Origin of the sequence: Erythrobacter neustonensis (assembly GCF_001663175.1) — a bacterium.
GTDB lineage: Bacteria > Pseudomonadota > Alphaproteobacteria > Sphingomonadales > Sphingomonadaceae > Erythrobacter > Erythrobacter neustonensis.
Map to the genome: position 1 here is coordinate 1,010,520 of NZ_CP016033.1, position 19,832 is coordinate 1,030,351.

General features: G+C 66.8%; 14 protein-coding genes and 1 tRNA gene. 10 read left to right on the forward strand and 5 right to left on the reverse strand.

The features are described 5' to 3' along the window. Positions 1-47: 47 nt before the first annotated feature. Both A9D12_RS04805 and A9D12_RS04810 read left to right on the forward strand, forming a co-directional pair. Positions 48-4,769, forward strand: a complete 4,722-nt coding sequence (locus A9D12_RS04805) for an NAD-glutamate dehydrogenase (RefSeq protein ID WP_068350289.1) — start codon at positions 48-50, stop codon at positions 4,767-4,769. 94 nt (positions 4,770-4,863) lie between these two features. Continuing rightward, on the forward strand, positions 4,864-6,099 hold the full coding sequence (locus A9D12_RS04810) for an NAD(P)/FAD-dependent oxidoreductase (RefSeq protein WP_068350291.1): 1,236 nt from the start codon (positions 4,864-4,866) through the stop codon (positions 6,097-6,099). Here A9D12_RS04810 and queG read toward each other — a convergent pair. Beyond that, positions 6,083-7,138 (reverse strand): tRNA epoxyqueuosine(34) reductase QueG, encoded by a 1,056-nt coding sequence (gene queG, locus A9D12_RS04815; protein WP_068350292.1) that lies wholly within the window; start codon positions 7,136-7,138, stop codon positions 6,083-6,085. The two genes, A9D12_RS04810 and queG, sit on opposite strands and share 17 nt — an antisense overlap. 48 nt (positions 7,139-7,186) lie before the next feature. On the opposite strand from queG, the gene A9D12_RS04820 reads away from it, so the two are divergent. From A9D12_RS04820 to msrB, 4 genes are all read left to right on the forward strand, one after another. After that, positions 7,187-8,197, forward strand: coding sequence for an ABC transporter ATP-binding protein (locus A9D12_RS04820; protein ID WP_068350293.1), 1,011 nt, complete (start codon positions 7,187-7,189; stop codon positions 8,195-8,197). Further along, on the forward strand, positions 8,194-9,447 hold the full coding sequence (locus tag A9D12_RS04825; protein WP_068350294.1) for an ABC transporter permease: 1,254 nt from the start codon (positions 8,194-8,196) through the stop codon (positions 9,445-9,447). The genes A9D12_RS04820 and A9D12_RS04825 overlap by 4 nt, the downstream gene beginning before the upstream one ends. 106 nt (positions 9,448-9,553) lie before the next feature. Further along, the gene (locus A9D12_RS04830) at positions 9,554-10,909 is read left to right on the forward strand and encodes a cytochrome P450 (RefSeq protein WP_068350295.1); all 1,356 of its coding nucleotides are present in this window, start codon (positions 9,554-9,556) and stop codon (positions 10,907-10,909) included. An 80-nt stretch (positions 10,910-10,989) separates the two neighbouring features. Next, positions 10,990-11,478, forward strand: coding sequence for a peptide-methionine (R)-S-oxide reductase MsrB (gene msrB / locus A9D12_RS04835; RefSeq protein WP_068350296.1), 489 nt, complete (start codon positions 10,990-10,992; stop codon positions 11,476-11,478). Here the strand turns inward: msrB and A9D12_RS04840 are convergent. Beyond that, positions 11,475-12,128 carry a PilZ domain-containing protein gene (locus A9D12_RS04840; RefSeq protein ID WP_068350297.1) on the reverse strand — a complete coding sequence of 218 codons (654 nt, stop codon included), beginning with the start codon at positions 12,126-12,128 and terminating at the stop codon, positions 11,475-11,477. The two genes, msrB and A9D12_RS04840, sit on opposite strands and share 4 nt — an antisense overlap. 168 nt (positions 12,129-12,296) lie before the next feature. Then, positions 12,297-12,378 (reverse strand) — tRNA-Leu (locus A9D12_RS04845). Positions 12,379-12,490: 112 nt separating this feature from the next. Between A9D12_RS04845 and A9D12_RS04850 the strand changes: the two genes are divergently transcribed. Continuing rightward, positions 12,491-14,173, forward strand: a complete 1,683-nt coding sequence (locus A9D12_RS04850) for a cation:proton antiporter domain-containing protein (RefSeq protein WP_231889695.1) — start codon at positions 12,491-12,493, stop codon at positions 14,171-14,173. Between the two features lie 248 nt (positions 14,174-14,421). Here the strand turns inward: A9D12_RS04850 and A9D12_RS04855 are convergent, their stop codons facing one another. Further along, positions 14,422-14,700: an integration host factor subunit beta gene (locus A9D12_RS04855; RefSeq protein ID WP_017664490.1), complete on the reverse strand. Its 279-nt coding sequence runs from the start codon at positions 14,698-14,700 to the stop codon at positions 14,422-14,424. 210 nt (positions 14,701-14,910) lie between these two features. Then, positions 14,911-15,249: a GntR family transcriptional regulator gene (locus tag A9D12_RS04860; RefSeq protein WP_068350298.1), complete on the reverse strand. Its 339-nt coding sequence runs from the start codon at positions 15,247-15,249 to the stop codon at positions 14,911-14,913. A 156-nt stretch (positions 15,250-15,405) separates the two neighbouring features. Between A9D12_RS04860 and A9D12_RS04865 the strand changes: the two genes are divergently transcribed. The 3 genes from A9D12_RS04865 (at position 15,406) to A9D12_RS04875 (ending at position 19,825) form a co-directional block, all read left to right on the forward strand. Next, complete coding sequence (locus A9D12_RS04865; protein ID WP_068353674.1) at positions 15,406-16,971, forward strand: peptide MFS transporter; 1,566 nt, start codon at positions 15,406-15,408, stop codon at positions 16,969-16,971. A gap of 89 nt (positions 16,972-17,060) precedes the next feature. Beyond that, on the forward strand, positions 17,061-18,482 hold the full coding sequence (locus tag A9D12_RS04870) for an amidohydrolase (protein ID WP_068350299.1): 1,422 nt from the start codon (positions 17,061-17,063) through the stop codon (positions 18,480-18,482). Further along, the gene (locus tag A9D12_RS04875; protein WP_068350300.1) at positions 18,479-19,825 is read left to right on the forward strand and encodes an amidohydrolase family protein; all 1,347 of its coding nucleotides are present in this window, start codon (positions 18,479-18,481) and stop codon (positions 19,823-19,825) included. The genes A9D12_RS04870 and A9D12_RS04875 overlap by 4 nt, the downstream gene beginning before the upstream one ends. The last annotated feature ends 7 nt before the right edge of the window (positions 19,826-19,832 follow it).

The following is a 19,832-nucleotide window of genomic DNA, read 5'->3' on the forward strand; positions in this document are numbered from 1 at the left end:
ATAATTACAGCCGCACGCCGGATCCGCAGGATGAGCAGGAGCCGAAAATGGGGTCTAAGACCGTCGCCGCCAAGGGCGTGCGCAGCAATGCGCAGGCGCTGACCAAGGCGCTTCGCAGCCAGCTTGAAGCGTCGCTGCTGCCGGGCGAGGCCCCGGCCGACAAGGCGGCGCTCGATGACGCTGCCGACTGGCTGATCGCGGCGGCTGCCACCCGCGCCCCGGGCGAGCCCATCGTCCTGATCGAATCCGCCGCGCGCGAAAAACGGCACTTGCGCATCGCCATCATCAACGACGATCAGCCGTTTCTGGTCGATTCGGTTGCGGCGGCGATCGCGGCGCAGGGGTTCGGCATCGACCGGATGCTGCATCCGGTGGTCGAGGTTGCCCGTGACGAATCGGGTGCAATCACCGCAATCGGCAAGGACGGCGCGGCGCAGCGCGAATCGATCATCTACATCGAAACCCCGCGCGGCGACGCCCGCCAGCGGCGCGAACTGCACGAGGCGATCGAGGCGGCGCTGGGCGATGTCCACGCTGCGGTCGCCGATTGGCCCGCGATGCAGACCGCGATCCGCGAGGATGCAGGGGCCGTCGCCGCGATCGACGCCGAAGCGGGCGCGCTGCTCGAATGGCTGGGCGACGGGATGCTGACCCAGCTTGGGCACATCACCCGCCGCCGCGACGGCACCAGCGAGGCGCGGCTGGGCATCTGCCGCGCTTCGGCGCAGGACCTGCTCGCCGAGATTTCCTACGAACGCGCCTTCGAATGGTTCGATGCCGCAGAAAAGGACGGCGCGCCCAAGGCGATGCTGGCGATCAAGTCGAACGTGCAGTCGCGCGTTCACCGCGCCAGCCCGCTCGACCTGTTCATCGTCCCGGTGCGCGAGGGCGGCACGATTGCTGCGTTGTCGATCCATGCCGGGCTGTGGACCAGCGCAGCCATGAATGCGCGCCCCGCCGAAGTGCCCGTGCTGCGCGCGATGGTGGCCGATCTGACGCACAAGCTGGGCTTCGATCCGAACGGCCACAACGGCAAGGCGCTGGTCCATGCCTTCGCCTCGCTCCCCAACGATCTGCTGACCGCCTTTGCGCCCGACCGTGCAGCGCATCTGGTGACCGCGAAGATGGCGCTGATCGACCGTCCGCGCACCCGTGTCATCACCGTGCCCTCGCTGCTTGAACGCCATGTCTTTGCCTTCGTGTGGTTACCGCGCGACCAGTTGAGCACCGATGTCCGCTTGCAGATCCAGGCGATGCTGCTGCAATCGCCCGGCGCCGCGCTGCTCGACTGGAGCCTCGAGGTCGAAGGGTCGAACCTGGCGCTGCTGCGCTTCCTGATCGACGTGCGCGCCTGCGCAGCCCTGCCCGATGATGCCGCGATCGAAGCGCAACTGGCCGATCTCCTGCGCGGCTGGAACGAGGCGGTCGCGACCCATCTCGCCACCAGCGAGGAAGAGGGCCGGGCGGCAACGCTCGCCAGCCGCTATGCCGCCGCCTTCCCGACCGGATACCGGCTTGCCTATGGCCCCGAGGAGGCCGCGCGCGACATCGCCAAGCTGCGCGCGCTGGCGCTGACCGAGGGCGAAAGCCAGATTGCCAAGGCCCCGGAGCGCGCGGTGCGCCTGTTCCGGCTTGCCGGGGACGGGCGCGAAACGCTGCGGCTCAAGGTCTATCTGCATCGCGGCGCACTGGCACTGTCCGATGCGGTGCCTGCGCTCGAGAATTTCGGCTTCCGTGTGATTGCCGAGGTGCCGACCTATCTGACCGATGCCACTCTCGGCTCGATCCACGATTTCATCCTGACGCTGCCCGCGGGCCACGATGCCGACACGCTGCTCGACCGTGCCGCGCTGATCGAAGGCGCGCTCGCTGATGTGTTGAATGGCGCGGCGGAGGATGATCCCTTCAACCGCCTGATCCCCGCCGCCGGCCTCGCCCTGCGCGAAGCGAACTGGCTGCGCGCAGTCTATCGCTACCTGCGCCAGACCGGGGTCAGCTACACGATCTACACCGTGGTCGATGCGCTGGCCGCCGCGCCGCAGGTGACGCTGGCGATGATCGCGCTGTTCGAGGCGACCCACGATCCCGATTTTGCCGGTGAGCGCGATGAGGCGGTCGCCGCCGCGCAATCCGCCTTCACCCGCGGGTTGGCGAAAGTCACCGCGATCAACGACGACCGCCTGCTTCGGCTTTACCGCGCGGTGCTGGGCGCGGTGCTGCGCACCAACGCCTTTGCGCCGGCCGCGGCCGAGGCGCTCGCCTTCAAGCTCGATTCGCATCAGGTGCCGGGGCTTCCCAAGCCGCTGCCGTGGCGCGAGATCTTCGTCTATTCGCGCCGGGTCGAAGGCATCCACCTGCGCTCCGGCCCGGTCGCGCGCGGGGGCCTGCGCTGGTCCGACCGGCGCGACGACTTCCGCACCGAAGTGCTCGGCCTGATGAAGGCGCAGCGGGTCAAGAATGCGGTGATCGTGCCGACGGGGGCCAAGGGCGGGTTCTATCCCAAGCAATTGCCCAACCCCGCGCTCGACCGCGAAGGCTGGGCCGCCGAAGGGCGCGCGGCCTACGAAATCTTCATCCGCACGCTGCTGTCGGTCACCGACAACATCGTCGATGGCCGCGTGGTGCATCCCGATGCCGTTGTCGTGCGCGACGGCGAGGACCCCTATTTCGTGGTCGCCGCGGACAAAGGCACCGCGACCTTCTCCGACATTGCCAACGGGATCGCGCAGGGGCGCAACTTCTGGCTCGACGATGCCTTCGCCAGCGGCGGGTCGAACGGGTATGACCACAAGGCGATGGGGATCACCGCGCGCGGCGCCTGGGTTTCGGTCCAGCGCCATTTCCGCGAAATGGGGATCGACGTGCAGACCGATCCGGTCCGCGTGGCAGGTTGCGGCGACATGTCGGGCGACGTGTTCGGCAACGGGATGCTGCTGTCAAAAAGCATCCAGCTGGTCGCCGCCTTCGATCACCGCCACATCTTCATCGATCCGTCCCCCGATGCGGCGGCCAGCTGGAAGGAACGCGCGCGGATGTTCGCGCTCCCCCGGTCGAGCTGGGACGATTACGACAAGGCGCTGATTTCCAAGGGCGGCGGGGTGTTCCCGCGCAGCGCCAAGCTCATCAAGCTGCCCAAGCAGGCGCGCGAGGCCTTGGGCATCGAGGCCAAGGAAATCGAGCCCGAGGCGCTGATCACCGCGATCCTCAAGGCGCCGGTCGATCTGCTCTGGTTCGGCGGGATCGGCACCTATGTAAAGGCGCCGCAGGAAAGCCACAGCCAGGTCGGCGATCCGGCCAATGACGGCTTGCGCGTCGACGCGACCGAAATCCGCGCACGCGTGATCGGCGAAGGCGCGAACCTTGGCGTTACGCAGGCGGGGCGCATCGCGTTCTCGATGAACGGCGGGCGGATCAACACCGATTTCATCGACAATTCGGCCGGCGTCGATTGTTCGGACAACGAGGTCAACATCAAGATCGCGCTGGCCGCTGCCACCGCCAGCGGCAAGCTGTCCGAAAAGAAGCGCAACACGCTGCTCGCCAGCATGACCGACGACGTCGCCGAACTGGTGCTGGAGGACAACCGCCTGCAGGCGCTGGCGCTGTCGATCGCCGAAAGCGGCGGCGCGGCGGCGACACCCGCCTATGTCCGGCTGATCGAACGGCTCGAGGAAGTCGGCGATTTCGACCGCCGCACCGAAGGCGTCGCCGATGGCGAGACGCTGACCCGGCGCGCGGCGGACGGTCAGGGCATGACCCGGCCCGAACTGGCGGTGCTCTTGTCTTCGGCCAAGCTGGCCTTGCAGGCCGCGCTGGAGGCGAGCGATCTGCCCGATGATCCGGTGCTCGAGCCCTTGCTGATGGCGCGTTTCCCGGCGGCGATGCGCAAGACCTATGCCGAGGAAATCCGCCATCACCGGCTGCGGCGCGAGATGATCGCGACCAGCCTGTCGAACCGGATCGTCAACCGGCTGGGCATGGTCCATCCCTTCGAGCTTGCCGAAGAGGAAGGCGTGGGCCTTGCCGAAGTTGCCGCGGCCTTCGTGGTGGCCGAAAGGCTGTTCGGGCTCGAACCGCTGTGGCGCGAGCTTGAAAACGCCGACATTCCCGAGCCTGCACGCCTTGCGCTGTTCGACCGGCTGGCAGCGGCCATCGGCAACCTCATGAGCGACGTGCTGCGCACCGCGGCGGGCAAGGTAACCGCCGGTGCGATGATCGGCGAGCTGGCCGAAGGCGTCACCGCGCTGGTCGCAGCGCGCGAGGATCTGCTCACCGCCGAACCGCGCGCCCGCTCGAAAGCCTTGCGCGATGGCTTCGTCGCGCTGGGTGCGCCCGAGGCGCTGGCCGCCAAGGTCGCCAACCTGTTCGATTTCGACGGGGCGGTGGGGCTGGCGCAGGCCGCGCTGGCCGGCGGAATCGCGCCGCAAGTGTTGACCCACGCCTTTACCGATATCGGCACCGCATTGGGTCTCGACTGGGCGCAGGGGACCGCGGCGCACATGAGCCCGTCGGACGTGTGGGAACGCCTGCTCGTTTCGGGGCTGGCGCGCGATTTCCAGCAGATGCGGATCGAATTCCTGCGCCGGCTCACCCGGACCAAGGCAGGCAAGGACGATCCGCGCGGCGCGGTGGCCGACTGGGCGGCGCGCAACGCCGCCGGGGTGGCGCAGTTCCGCAGCATGATCACCCGCGCACAATCGCGTCCCCCCGTGGGCGCGGCGATGCTTGCCCAGATCGCCAGCCAGGCGCGCAATCTGCTCGAACGGTAGGCAAAGGTTGAAACCATCAGGTTGACCCTTGGCCGATTTGCGGCACATCAAGGGCCAAGGGTCACCTGAAGGGCATAGCGACGCAATGGCAGCAATGAACCAACACGCCGATGTCGTGATCGTCGGCACCGGCCACGGCGGCGCGCAGGCCGCGATCGCGCTGCGCCAGCACGGGTTCGAAGGTTCGATCCTGATGATCGGGCGCGACACTGCGCCGCCTTACGAACGCCCGCCCCTGTCAAAGGAATATCTCGCGGGCGACAAGGGGTTCGAGCGGATCATGATCCGGCCCGAGAAATTCTGGGCCGAGAAGGATATCGCCCTGCGTCTCGGTGCAGCGGTGACCGCGATCGATCCGGTGCGCCATGCGCTGACGCTGTCCGATGGCGGGCAAGTGACCTATGGCAAGCTGATCTGGTCGGGCGGGGGCGATCCGCGCCGCCTGCCCGTGCCGGGTGCGGTGCTGCCCGGGGTGTTCTATGTCCGCGACAAGGGTGATGCCGATGCTATGATGCGCGCGCTCGACGCGGGCGCGCGGCGCGCGGTGGTGATCGGCGGCGGCTATATCGGGCTGGAGGCCGCCGCGGTGCTGCGCAAGCTCGGCTGCGAGGTCGTGCTGGTCGAAATGTTGCCGCGTCTGCTGGCGCGCGTGGCCGGCGAGGAATTGTCCGACTTCTATGCCGAGGAACACCGCCGGCAGGGGGTGGATGTGCGGCTCGAAACCGGGGTCAGTGCAGTGCTCGGCGAAAGCGAGGGGCGGGTCACCGGCGTCCGGCTCGACAATGGCGAGGAAATCGCCTGCGACATGGTCGTCGTCGGGATCGGGGTGGTGCCCGCGGTCGCGCCGCTGATCGCTGCGGGCGCGGCGGGCAGCAACGGGGTCGATGTCGATTTCTGCTGCCGCACGACGCTCGACGATGTCTATGCGATCGGCGACTGCGCCGCGCACGCCAACGCCTTTGCCGACAATGCGGTGATCCGGCTGGAATCGGTCCAGAACGCGCACGACATGGCCGCCACCACCGCACGCGCGATCATGGGCGACAAGACGCCCTATCACGCGCTGCCGTGGTTCTGGTCGAACCAGTATGATCTGAAATTGCAGACCGCCGGGCTCAGCCTCGGTTTCGACCAGACCGTGCTGCGCGGCGATCCGGCGACGCGCAAGTTCACCGTGGTCTATCTGAAGGGCGGCAAGCCGATTGCCTTCGATTGCGTGGGCACGATGAAGGATTACGTGCAGGCGCGAAAGCTGCTCGAAAGCGGGGTAGGCAAGGTCGATCCGGCGCTGCTGGCAGATCCCGAGGTGGCGCTCAAAGACCTGATGTAAGCCGCGCCAGCGCCCATCGGGCGGCATCGGCAACCACCGGGTCAGGGTCGGCGGTCAAGGCTTGCACCTGCACCGCAAGCCCGGCGTTGCCGCTGTTGCCCGCGGCATACAGGCAGTTGCGCACGAAGCGGTCACGCCCGATCCGCTTGATCGGAGAGCCCGAGAACAGCGCCCGAAACCCCGCATCGTCGAGCGCCAGCAACTCGCCCAGCCGCGGCGCGACCAGTTCGGCGCGCGGCAGGAATTCGCGCATCGCCTGCGCCTGGCTGGCAAACTTGTTCCACGGGCACACCGCAAGGCAATCGTCGCAGCCATAGATGCGGTTGCCGAGGCCCGCGCGCAGATCCTCGTCGACCGGCCCCTTGTGCTCGATCGTGAGGTAGGAAATGCAGCGCCGCGCATCCAATCGGTAAGGCGCGGGGAAGGCATTGGTGGGGCAGGCATCGAGACACGCGCGGCAGCTTCCGCACTGGTCGCGGTGCGGCGTCGCCGGAGCAAGATCGAGCGTGGTGTAGATCGCCCCCAGAAACAGCCAGCTGCCATGCGTCGGGCTGACCATGTTGGTATGCTTGCCCTGCCACCCGATCCCGGCGGCCTCGCCCAGCGGTTTTTCCATCACCGGGGCGGTGTCGACGAACACCTTGACCCCTGCGCCGGGCACCTCGGCCACCAGCCAGCGGGCCAGCGCCTTCAGCCGTTTCTTGACGACATCGTGATAGTCCTTGCCTTGCGCATAGACCGAGATCCGCGCGTGGCTGTCCGATCCTTCGAGCGCGAGCGGATCATGCGCGGGCGCGTAGCTCATCCCCAGCGCGATCACGCTGCGCGCCTCGTCCCACAGACCTTGCGGCGAGCGCCGGTGTTCCAGCCGCGTCGCCATCCATTCCATGCTGCCGTGGTGGCCTTCGCCCAGCCACTGTTCGAGCCGCGCGGCGCGCAGCGGATTTTCGCGCGCGCCGGTAAAGCCGCACACGGCAAAGCCTTCGGCCAGCGCCTGCGCACCGATCCGGTCGGCAAGGCTTGCGGCCGTGTTAACCATGTCTGGAGAGGCTCCCGTTCAATCCTGCGCGCTAATCGCGTAAGCCCTATGGACATGGCGGTAAGCGATCACATCACGGCGGGCAATGCGGCACAGCGTTTCGGCGCGATCCCGGTCGACGCACGCCCCCTCGCCATCGAAGCGCGCGGGCTGGTCAAGAGCTTCGACGGCACGCGCGCGGTCGACGGGGTGGACATTTCGGTGCCCGAAGGCGCGATCTACGGCATCCTCGGCCCCAATGGTGCGGGCAAGACCACGACGCTGCGGATGCTGCTCGGCATCATCGATCCCGATGCGGGCGTGCGCCGCGTGTTCGGGCATGACCGCCCGCATGATATCGGCCGGCTGATCGGCTATCTCCCCGAAGAACGCGGCCTTTACCCCTCGATGAAATGCATCGAGGCGATCGCCTTCATGGGTGCGCTGCGCGGCCTGCCGCTCGCCGAAGGGCGCCGCCGCGCGGCCGATCTGCTCGACCGCCACGGGCTCGGCCATGCCGCGGGACGGCAGATCCGCCAGCTCTCCAAGGGCATGGCACAGACCGTGCAATTGCTCGGCACGCTGGTGCATCAGCCGCGGCTGGTGGTGCTCGACGAGCCGTTTTCGGGGCTGGACGCGATCAACCAGGGAAAGCTGGAACTGATGATCCGCGCGCTGGCGGATGACGGGGTGACCGTGATCTTCTCGACCCACGTCATTCACCATGCCGAACGCCTGTGCGAAGGCGTGGCGATCATCGCTGGGGGCAAGGTGCCCTATGCCGGCAGCGTCGAGGCGGCGCGCGACCGGATCCCGGCGCAGGTGCGGCTCGAAACCCGTGCGCGCGAAGGCGCATGGATGGCCGCGCTCCCGCCCGAAACCCGCCGCAATGGCGATTTCTTCCAGTTCCCGCTCCCCGAAACCGGGATCGAGCCGCTGCTCAAAAGCCTGATCGAAGGCGAGGCGGGCATCCTCTCGCTTTCGATCGAACGCGCGGGTCTGCACGATGCCTTTGTCGCGATCGCGGGCGAGGCCGCCGCTGCCGCGCTTGCCGCAGATGCCGAAGGAGCGCGGGCATGACCGCTCACACCCCCTCGCGGCTCTCCGCGATCGAAGCGGCCTGGGTGATAGCGCGGCGCGATTTTGTTGCCGTGTTGTTCAGCCGCGCCTTCCTGTTCTTCCTTCTGGGACCGCTGTTTCCGGTGATCGTCGGCGGGCTTGCGGGCAGCATCGGCGGCGAGGTGCAGCGCGATGCGGTGAGCGTCGAGGTCGGCCTGGCGATGACCCCGGAGGACAACGAAGCGATGATCGCGGCAGCGCAGACCCTTGCGCCGCAATTGCCCTACGCACTCCCCGATCTGCGCGCCGTGCCCGAAGCGGCCGATGATCCTGCCTTCGACGCGCGTGGCTTCATGGAAGGCCGCCGCGGCAACTATGCCGCGATCCTCACCGGAACGCTCAGCCAACCGCGTCTGGTCGGCACCGACGAACAGATCGCCCGCTGGCAAGGGCCGGTGGGGCTGATCGCGGGCCATGCGCGCGAAGCCCGGCCCGCGGCCTTCCCAGTGGTGAGCACCGAGGCGGTCGCGATCAGCGCCGCGTCCGAACGCTCGACCCGCGTCCAGACCGCGCAGATCGCGCAGATGCTCTTGTTCCTGCTGACGATGCTGCTCGCCGGCATGGTCCTGTCCAATCTGGTCGAGGAAAAGGCCAACAAGATCATCGAAATCCTTGCCGCAGCGATCCCGATGGACGCTGTCTTTATGGGCAAGCTGTTCGCGATGCTGGCGGTCTCCTTCGTCGGGATTGCGGTGTGGGGGCTGGCAGGCTTCGGCCTGTGGGCAGCAGGCGGCGGTGCGATCACGCAGGTGACCGGATTCGACCCTGCCAACCTGCCCGCACCTGCGGTCGGCTGGCCGCTGTTCGCGGTGCTGGGCGTGGTCTATTTCGCGATGGCTTATCTGTTGCTTGGCGCGCTGTTCCTGACGATCGGTTCGATGGCGAGTTCGGTGCGCGAGGTGCAGACCCTGTCGATGCCGGTGACGATGCTGCAACTGATGGTGTTCTTCCTCGCCGCCTACACGATCAAGCAGCCCGGCAGCGGGCTTGAACTGGCCGCGATCGCCTTCCCGCTGTCCTCGCCCTTCGCGATGCTGGCGCGCGCGGCGATGGAGCCTGAGCTGTGGACCCACGCGCTGGCGCTGGTGTGGCAGGGGATCGCGGTGCTGGCGCTGGTCAAGGGCGGGTCGCTGTTGTTCCGCAAGCGGGTGATGAAATCGGGCGGGGCGGGGCGCGACAGGGTAAAGCGGCGCCCTCGCGCGACTGCGTAAGGTCAGTCCCGAAACGCAACCCACTATTGACATGCCTGTCAGTTGAGGCAGACTGCGACTCGTTCAGGAGCGGCCCCATCAAGAGGCCGCCCGACGGGAGACAGTCATGGCCACCATCGCCCCCACCCCGCCCGCAATCCAGCGTCCGCAGGTGCGGCGCGAGCCGTCGGCCTACGACGCGCTCAAGGCCCATTTTGAAAGCCATCCCGAAGAACGCCTGCACCACCCGCATAAGTGGGATGTCAGCCGCTCGGACATCTATGCCGAGGATCGCTGGCAGCCGGTGTTTGCCGAAATGCGTGCCGCGGGCCCGCTGCACTGGATTCCCGAAAGTCCCTTCGGCCCCTATTGGGCGGTGGTCGGCCACAAGGCGATCCAGCATATCGAGGCGCTGCCCGAACTGTTCTCGTCAAGCTGGGAGCATGGCGGGATCACGATCCTCAACCGCTTGACCGAAGAAGAAGCCGCCGCTGCCGGGATTGATGCGCCGCGCGAATTGCCGATGTTCATCGCGATGGACCGCCCGCAGCACACCGGGCAGCGCCGCACCGTCGCGCCCAAGTTCACGCCCTCGGCGATGACCGACATGGAAGCCGAAATCCGCGCGCGCACCGGCGAAGTGCTCGACCGCCTGCCGCGCGGGGAAGTGTTCGACTGGGTCGATACGGTTTCGATCGAACTGACCACGGGCATGCTCGCGATCCTGTTCGGTTTCCCTTGGGAAGACCGCCGCCTGCTGACTTTCTGGTCGGACTGGTCGGGCGACACCGAACTGGCCACCGTGCGCGAACTCGACGAGATGCGCTGGGGCATCCTTCAGGAAATGGCGGCCTATTTCCAGTCGCTCTGGATCGAGCGGACGATGGACAGCGAGCCGGGCAATGACCTCATCTCGATGATGATCCATTCGCAGGCGATGAACCAGATGCGCCCGGAAGAATTCATGGGCAACCTGATCCTGCTGATCGTCGGCGGCAACGACACCACGCGCAACACCATGAGCGGGATCATCCACGCGCTCGACCGCTTCCCCGATCAGCGCAAGCTTTACGAGGAACGGCCCGACCTCATCCCCAACGCGGTGCAGGAAATCCTGCGGATGCAGGTGCCGCTGGCGCATATGCGGCGCACCTGCACGCAGGATACCGAGGTGTTCGGCCAGCAGATCAAGGCCGGCGACAAGGTGGTGCTGTGGTATATCAGCGCCAACCGCGACGAGGAGGTGTTCGAAAACGCCGATACGCTCGACATCACCCGCGAGAATGCGCGGCGGCATCTGGCTTTCGGTTACGGCATCCACCGCTGTGTCGGTGCGCGGCTGGCCGAACTGCAATTGCGGGTGCTGCTCGAAGAAATGCACAAGCGCCGGATGCGCGTGCATGTCGCGGGCGATGTCGAACGGGTACGCGCCAACTTCGTCCACGGCTTCCGCAAGCTCGAGGTCGAGATCACCACCTTCTGACGGGGTGAAACCGCAAGGGCGCGTGGAACGTAACTGGAAGGGCGCGGCTTCAACCGCTGCGCCTGAAGGAGAATGCCGCGATGCCCCTGCCCACGCTTGACCGCCGCCGCCTGCTTGCCGCGGCTGCCGCGCTGCCGTTCGTCGCGGCGTGCGGCGCCGACCCGGCCGAAGCGCGCAGTTATCCCAAGGGCAAGACCGATGCGCAATGGAAGAAGCTGCTGACGCGCGAGCAATATTACGTACTGCGCCAGTCAGGCACCGAACGCGCCTTTACCTCGCCGCTCGACAGGGAAAAGCGCAAGGGCACCTTTGTCTGCGCGGGCTGCGCCAACCCGCTCTATGCCTCGGCGCACAAGTTCGACAGCGGCACCGGCTGGCCCAGTTTCTGGCAGGCCATCGACCGGGGAGCAGTGGGAACCAGCACCGATTATCTGATCGGCTATCCGCGCACCGAAGTGCACTGCGCCGATTGCGGCGGGCATCTGGGACATATCTTCGGCGACGGGCCAAAGCCCACAGGCAAGCGCCATTGCATCAACGGCGCTGCGCTCAAGTTCGTGCCTGCCTAGCCGGCGGCGTCATCGTCCAGGAGCGCGGGTGCCTGCAGCAAGGCGGCCATCCGCGCAAAATCGCCCAGCGTGAAGGTGTCGTCGAACACCACGCCGTAATTGTTGTCGCGGCGCCAGCGTACCTTGGCGCGCACTTCGCGGATCTGGCCCCCGGGGCCGGGCATCTCGATCCGCAGCGACTGGTCGATTGCCAGCAGATGGTTGCAGGACAGCCGCGCGCCCTGCTGCGAAAAATTCTCGACCACTGCATCGAACCGGCCTGCAAGCATCGCGATCGTGACGGGAAAGCACAGCCCCAGCCTTAAACCGCGCTTGGGATATTCGCTCGCTTCGGTGACCAGCGTGGCCACTTCGACGCTGTGCGCAAAGGCAAAGCCCGCCTCGTTGCCGCGGTGCCAGACCTGCGCGACTTCGTAGATCGCTCCGGCGGGCATGTGCAGCGCAAACGCCTTGCAGCCCGGCAGATCGTGGAACAGCCGGACGCTCACCCCCGTTTCGGACACGTCGCGGATCACGCAGACGAATTCGCCCTGCGCTGAAACCAGTTTTGCCGCGCGAATCAACAAGGTGAAGCGCGGGGCGGCGCGCTGGTCCTCGCCGGAAGGCTCTGCGAGCGGCCCGCGGGGGGCCGGGAGAGGCGCTGCATCCATCGATCATGTCCCAAACCGACAGCCCCTGGTCCTGGCGCTGGCGAGACGTGTGCAAGGCCGAATCTGCCCCGCACTCCTGATCAAAAGGACTACGCAGCAAGCCCTTAAGGCAAAGCTAATGATGGCAGGGGAGATGCGCGGGGCGCGCTGCTTGGTGCGCGGGCAACGTACGGGCGGCGGGACTCGAACCCGCACGAGCAAAGCTCAGGGGATTTTAAGTCCCCGGCGTCTACCATTCCGCCACGCCCGCATGCGCGCCGCCTTGGCACAGAACACCACGCCATGACCAGAGCGCCCGTGATGCTTGCCAGACCTTGATCGAGGCTGCATCTGCCGCTCATGCAAACAGGAGCGACGGGCTGATGGCGGGCGAAGCGGCAGACGCACATTCGGTGGTGGCGACGATCCAGCCGGCGATCACGTTGCTTGGCCTCGGGATCGGCGCGGCGCTGGCCAGCCGCGCGCTGCGGCTGAACCCGATCGTCGGCTATCTCGGGCTGGGTCTGGCCCTCGCCAGCCTCGGGCTTGCACCGGACTTCAGCGGGCCGCTGGTCGCCGCGATTTCCGAGGCGGGGGTGATGTTCCTGCTGTTCAACCTCGGCCTGCACTTCTCGCTCGGGCGGATCCGGGCCGAAGCGGGCAATATCTTCGGCTTCGGCAGCCTGCAGATGCTGGTCGCGGGCGGGGGGTTTGCCGTATTGTTCTGGGCGCTGGGGTTGCCGGTGATGTTTGCGGTGATCGCGGGCTTCGGGATGGGCCTGTCGTCGACCGCGGTGGTGATCGGGCTGATCCGCGAGCGCGGGCAGGAGGATTGCCCGGTGGGCCGCGCGGCGCAATCGATCCTGATCTTTCAGGATATTGCCGCGATTCTGCTGCTGGTCACCGCCGGCGCCTTGGCGAGCGGCGGGGATCTGGCGCCGGCGCTGGGGATCGCAGGTGCCAAGGCGCTCGCCGCGTTCGGGATCGCGGTGCTGTTCGCACGCTTCCTGACAGAGCCCCTGTTCGGCCTGATCGCGCGCGCGGGCACCACCGAGGTCTATACCGCGACCGCGCTGTTCATCGCGCTGGCGGCCGGATGGGCGACCGGGATGGCCGGCTTGTCGCTGACGCTGGGGGCGTTTCTGGGCGGGATGGCTGTCGCCGATTCGCGCTATCGCATTCTGGTGCAGACCGAGATCGACGCGTTTCGCGGGCTGTTCATGAGCTTCTTTTTCATTTCGGTCGGGCTCGGAATCGACCCGGCGCTGCTGGTGGCCGATTGGCAGCTGGTCACGATAATGACGGCCGGCGTGATCGCGCTGAAATGCGCGTTCAACGTGATCGCGGGCGTGCTCAACCGCTGGTCGGTGCCGGGATCGATCCAGCTGGGGTTCCTGCTGGGGCAGGGGAGCGAGTTCACGCTGGTGCTGCTCGCGCTGCCCGCGGTCGCGGGGCTGGCCGAAGCGCGGCTGGTCTCCGCGATGGTCACCGCGATCGCGATCAGCCTTGCGGTGACGCCGTTCGTCTCGAACATGGGCCGCAAGCTGGCCGGACGGCTGCGGCAGGGCCCGCCCGACACCAAGCTGGCCGGTGATGATGCGCCCGTGCTGATCATCGGCCTGACGCCCGAAGGCCGTGCGCTCGCCGATGCGCTGGATTTCAACGATATCGGCTATCTCGCATTGGAGGCCGATCAGGACCGCTTCCAGACCGCGCTGGCGGATGGCTATCACGTGCACCGCGCCAACCCCGCCGATCCGCGCAGCTGGGACGCGATCGGGGTGGGCCGGCGCAAGGTGCTGGTGGTCGCGACCGGCGCTACCGATGTCTCGCGCGAGGTCACCCCGCTCGCACAGCAACGGATGCCCGATGTCGTGCGGATCATCGCCGTGCCGCAGGCCGGCGAACTTGCCGAGATGGCGGATCTGGGACTGGTGCCGGTCGACATGAGCCAATCGGGCGGGACCGCGCGGCTGATCGAACTGGTGTTCTCGGCGCTTGGAATGACGCGCGAAGTGCCCGTCCCCGGCCTCGCGCGCGACGACGCGATGCCGCGCGCGGCGTGACTTGTGGTCCGCATCGCCTCCGCGATGCGAAATCCTCGCTCACACGCCCTGCGGGCGCGTCGCTGCGGGCGGCCGTTCGGCCTTGCGGCCCGCCGGTAGGCGGGCCGGCGCTTTCGCCATCCCCGATTATCAGCGGTAATTCCGGTCGTGCACGCGACCGCGAGCGCACGCGCGCGAGCCGCAGGTGCCCAAGCCCGCCGGGCTTGGAACAGCACCGAGGACGTGCCCGCGGAGGCGGGCACGCAAACCTACTTGTTCAACCGCTCGCGGATTTCCTTGCCCGCCTTGAAATAGGGCACGCGCTTTTCGGGCACATCGACCGTTTCGCCGGTGCGCGGGTTGCGGCCGCTGCGCGCTTCGCGTTCGCGGGTCGAGAAGGCGCCAAAGCCACGCAATTCGACGCGCCCGCCTTCGGCCAGCCGCTGCGCGATTTCATCGAAGAAGATGTCGACCACCTGCTCGATCTCGTCGGCGCGCAGGTCTGGGTTGTCCTTGTGCAGTTCCTGCAGCAATTCGGATCTGATCATGCCGATCTCCCGGCGCACACGTAAGGCCAAGCCGCCGTGTCACACCGTTATGCGGGTTACCCCGTCGTTTCTATCATGCGCCCCCGACCCGTGAGGCAGCCCCTTTAATCGCAGCGCGGGTGCTTGTGCAATCCCGTCGCCGGCAATCGGTTGCAATCTGTCACAAAACGGGAAACGGCGCAACCTACAGCAATGTAAGTCGTATTCCGGTCAGGGGGTAACCGCGAGATCGGCAGGATCGAGCCCCAGCCGCGCCATCCGGCTGCGGATTTCGGGCCATTCGTCGCGCAGGAAAGCGGCGCGTTCGGCGCTGCGCAGCCGTTCCGCGGCACCGCGCACGACATACATCCCCACCCCGCGCTGGACTTCGACGAGGCCGTCGTTCTGGAACTGCTGATAGGCCTTGGCGACGGTGAGCGGGTTTGCGCCCTGTTCCGCTGCGAGCGCACGCACTGATGGCAGCATCGCACCCTCGGGGTAAATCCCATCGATTATCGCCGCTGCGATCTGGTCGCGCAGCTTGAGATAGACGGGACGGTTCGCGCTCATAGGTGCATCAGTGCCATAATACAGCCATGCGGTCAAGTTGGGCGGAATAAGGTTTCACACGCAACAAAAGCTTCACATGACCGAATGAGGCGTTAGGTTGCCGCGCCATGGGTCCGCGCCCCGCAAGAGAGGCGCGTTTTAGGGATAATGCTTTTCATGGCCACCGCCGATCTTCCGCACGGGGACAGCGCCGGGACTTTCCTCGGCCACCCCAAGGGTCTTTTCGTTCTGTTCTTTGCCGAAATGTGGGAGCGTTTCTCCTACTACGGCATGCGGGCGCTGCTGATCTTCTACCTCACCAAGCACTGGCTGTTCGACGATGCACAGGCCGGCGTTATTTATGGTGCCTATACCGCGCTGGTTTACATCACCCCCGTGCTCGGCGGCTATCTGGCCGACCGTTATCTGGGTCAGCGCAAGGCGGTAACCTACGGTGCGCTGCTGCTCACCTTCGGCCACTTCCTGATGGGCTTCGAAGGCAACGGCGGACAGGATGCGGCTGCGCTCAACATCTTCTGGCTGGCGCTGGCCTTCATCATCGTCGGATCGGGCTTCCTGAAGGCGAACATCTCGGTGATCGTCGGGCAGCTTTACCCGCGCACCGACGTGCGGCGCGACGGGGCCTACACGATCTTCTACATGGGGATTAACCTTGGCGCGGCGCTGGGTTCGCTGCTGTGCGGTTACCTTGGCGAAACCTATGGCTGGTCCTACGGGTTCGGTGCGGCAGGCTTCGGGATGCTGCTCGGCCTCGTCGTCTTCACCGTGTTCAAGCCGCTGCTGCTGGGCCGGGGCGAACCGCCCAAGCCGCTTGCGAAGGGAACCGAATGGGGCCTCTACGCGATCGGTGTCGCCGCTGTCGGCGCATGCTGGTGGATGGTGCAGAACCAGTCGGTGGTCGGCACGCTGCTCGGCCTCGCAGGGGCCGCGCTGGTCATCTACGTGCTGTTCACCGCAGTGGTAAAACTGCCGCGCGAAGACCGCGACCGGATCTTTGCCGCAATGTTCCTGATTGTCGGCTCGATCCTGTTCTGGGCCCTGTTCGAACAGGCTGGCTCGTCGCTCAACCTCTACACCGACCGCTATGTCGACCGCGAATTCCTTGGCATCCTGTGGCCCGCGTCGACCTTCCAGTCGATCAACGCGATCTATATCGTGCTGTTGGCTCCGGTGTTCGCGACGCTGTGGACCTGGCTCGGGCGCAAGGGGCTTGAGCCTTCGGCCCCGGCCAAGTTCGGCCTGGCGCTGATGCAGCTGGGCGCGGGCTTCCTTGTGCTGGTGGCGGGCGCTGCGACCGGCAACCTGACCCCGGTGCTGTTCATCTTCCTGATCTACCTGCTCCACACCACTGGCGAGCTGTGCCTGTCGCCCGTGGGCCTGTCGGCGATGAACCGTCTGGCGCCGGCGCACATGGCATCGCTGATCATGGGCACCTGGTTCTTTGCATCGGCCACCGGCAACTTTGCCGCCGGTCTGATCGCGGCGGCGACCGGTTCGGAAGCGGCTTCGGGCGAAGGTGCGGGCAAGCAGGTCGTGCTCGACGTCTACAGCCAGATCGGCTGGATCGCGATTGCGGTCGGCGTCGGCGTGCTGGTGGTCAGCCCGCTGATCAAGAAGCTGATGCACCTCGATACGCTGCGCGATGACAGCGCATCGACCGAGGCAGAGCGCGTCTTTGGTGATGCCGAAGCGCAACAGGCCGGCATCCGCCCGGCCGAGTAAGCGAAAACGGACGTCAAAATCGACGGGCTGCATGGACAAGCCTCGCGTTTTCCGTTCCAACCGCCGGATCGGATAAACGCGAGGTTTGAATGTTCGCAGATACACAAATGCGGGGGCGGTTTGCCGCGCTGACCACCCTTGTCAGCGCCATCGCGCTGTCAGCCTGCACCACCACCGGCGACGATGCGAAGCCGGCCAGCGCCTCGGCCAAGTCGGACAAGACCTACGCGGCCACCCCGGCGGGCGAGCCGGTCTTCGCCTCGACCTACAAGCCCTACCCCAATGCCGCCACCGCGATCCGCGGGGCGACGATCTATGACGGGCGCGGCGGGACGATCCAGAACGGCGTCGTCTTCATGAGCGGCGGCAAGATCACGTCGATCGGCGGCCCCGATACCCCAATCCCCGCCGACATCGCGGTCTTCGACGGCACCGGAAAGTTCGTCACCCCTGGGATCATCGACATCCACTCGCACCTCGGCGACTATCCCTCGCCCGGGGTCGAAGCGCATTCGGACGGCAACGAGGCGACCAGCCCGACCACGCCCGAAGTCTGGGCCGAACATTCGGTCTGGCCGCAGGACCCCGGTTTCAGCCGCGCGATGGCCAATGGCGGGATCACCGCGCTCCAGATCCTTCCCGGCTCGGCCAACCTGATGGGCGGGCGTTCGGTGACGCTGAAGAACGTGCCCGCGCGCACGGTGCAGGGGATGAAATTCCCCGGCGCGCCCTACGGGATGAAAATGGCCTGCGGTGAGAACCCCAAGCGCGTCTATGGCGGGCGCGGGCGGATGCCGTCGACCCGGATGGGCAATTTCGCGGTCAACCGCGAAACCTGGCTCGCCGCGATCGATTATGCCAACGATCCCAAGGCCAAGCGCGATTTGGGCAAGGAAACGCTGGTCGGCGTGCTCAAGGGCGATATCCTGATCCAGAACCACTGCTACCGCGCCGACGAAATGGCGCTGGTGCTCGATATGGCCACGGAGATGGGTTACAAGGTTTCGGCCTTCCACCACGCGGTCGAGGCCTACAAGATCGGCGATCTGCTGCGCGAAAACGATGTGTGCAGCGCGATCTGGGCCGACTGGTACGGCTTCAAGATGGAAAGCTATGACGGCATCCAGGAAAACGCCGCCTTCCTGCAGCGCGAAGGCGCCTGCGTGGTGATCCACTCGGACGATCAGAACGATATCCAGCGGCTCAATCAGGAAGCCGCCAAGGCGCAGGCCGCGGGCCGCCGCGCCGGGATCGACATTCCCGATGCGACCGTGATCGGCTGGCTGACCTACAACCCCGCCAAGGCGATGGGGATCGAGGACATGACCGGCAGTCTCGAGGTGGGCAAGATGGCCGACGTGGTGCTGTGGAATGGCGATCCCTTGAGCGTCTATTCGCGGCCCGAAAAGGTCTGGATCGACGGCGCGCTGATGTTCGATGCGATGAACCCCAAGACACGGCCCGTCAGCGATTTCGAGCTTGGCCAGCCCGGTGAAGGAGATGTGAAATGATCGGCGCATCCAAGACCCGCCTGCGCCCGGTCGGTGCGCTGGGCATCATGCTCGGCCTTGCCGGAGCGTTCGTCGGCTACAATGCCAGTGCACAGGATGTGACCATCACCAACGCCCGCCTCGTGATCGGCGACGGGGGCGAACCGATCAGCGGCGGCACCGTTGTCGTGCGCGGCGGCAATGTCGTTTACGCCGGCCCCGCGGGCGGCGCGCCTGCGGGTGGCGGCACGGCAGTGGATGCGGGCGGGGCCTTCGTAACCCCCGGCATCTTCGCGACCGTCACCACGCTCGGGCTTGCCGATGTGACCGCGGTGGAGGAAACCAACGATATCGCCGCGCGCGGCACGCCGTTCAGCGCGGCGCTCGATGCCTCGACCAGCATCAATCCCACCTCGCAGCACATCCTCGTCCACAAGGTCGCCGGGATCACCCGCGCGGCCACGGCGATGATGCCGTCGGGCTCGATCTTTGCAGGGCAGGGCGCGATCATCGATCTCGATGGCGATGCCAACCCCGTGATGCAGGCGCGTGCGTTCCAGATGATCAATCTGGGCGAAGCGGGCGCGGCGCAGGCGGGCGGCAGCCGTCCGGCTGCCCATGCGCTGCTGCGCGCGGCCTTGCGCGAAGCGCAGGCGCTGGTGGGCAAGACCGGCATTCCCCAGACCACCGCGATCGACAAGGCCGACGAGGTGCTCCTCAGCCGCTTCGATGCCGAGGCGCTGGTCCCGGTCGTGACCGGCCGCCAGAAGCTCTACGTCGAGGCCGAGCGCATGGCCGATATCCGCGCGGTGCTGGCGCTGAAGGCGGAGTACCCGCGGCTCGATCTGGTGCTGGTGGGCGCGACCGAGGGCTGGCTGGTGGCGAATGACATCGCCGCTGCGGGCGTTCCGGTGATCGCCAACGGCCTCCTCGATCTGCCCGAAACCTTCGAGCAATTGGGCGCGACGCAATCCAACGCGGGCCGGTTGGCACGTGCAGGGGTGAAGGTCGCGATCAATGCCGCGACGATGCAGAACCCGCGCCGCTTGCAGCAGGTGGCGGGCAACCTCGTCGCACTCGCAAAGATGCCGGGCGCTGCGGGCATGACCTGGGGCCAGGCCTTTGCCGCGATCAGTTCGGTCCCCGCCGAGATCAGCGGCATGGGCGGCAAGGCGGGCGTGCTCAAACCCGGCGCGGTGGGCGATGTGGTGATCTGGACCGAAGATCCGCTCGAAGCGGGCGCGGTGCCATCGGCGGTGTTCATCGCCGGCCGCGCGCAGGATCTGACCAACCACCAGACCCGCCTGCGCGATCGTTACAAGACGCTCGACGAAAGCGCACGGCCCAAGGCCTACGACTGGTAATGGCGCG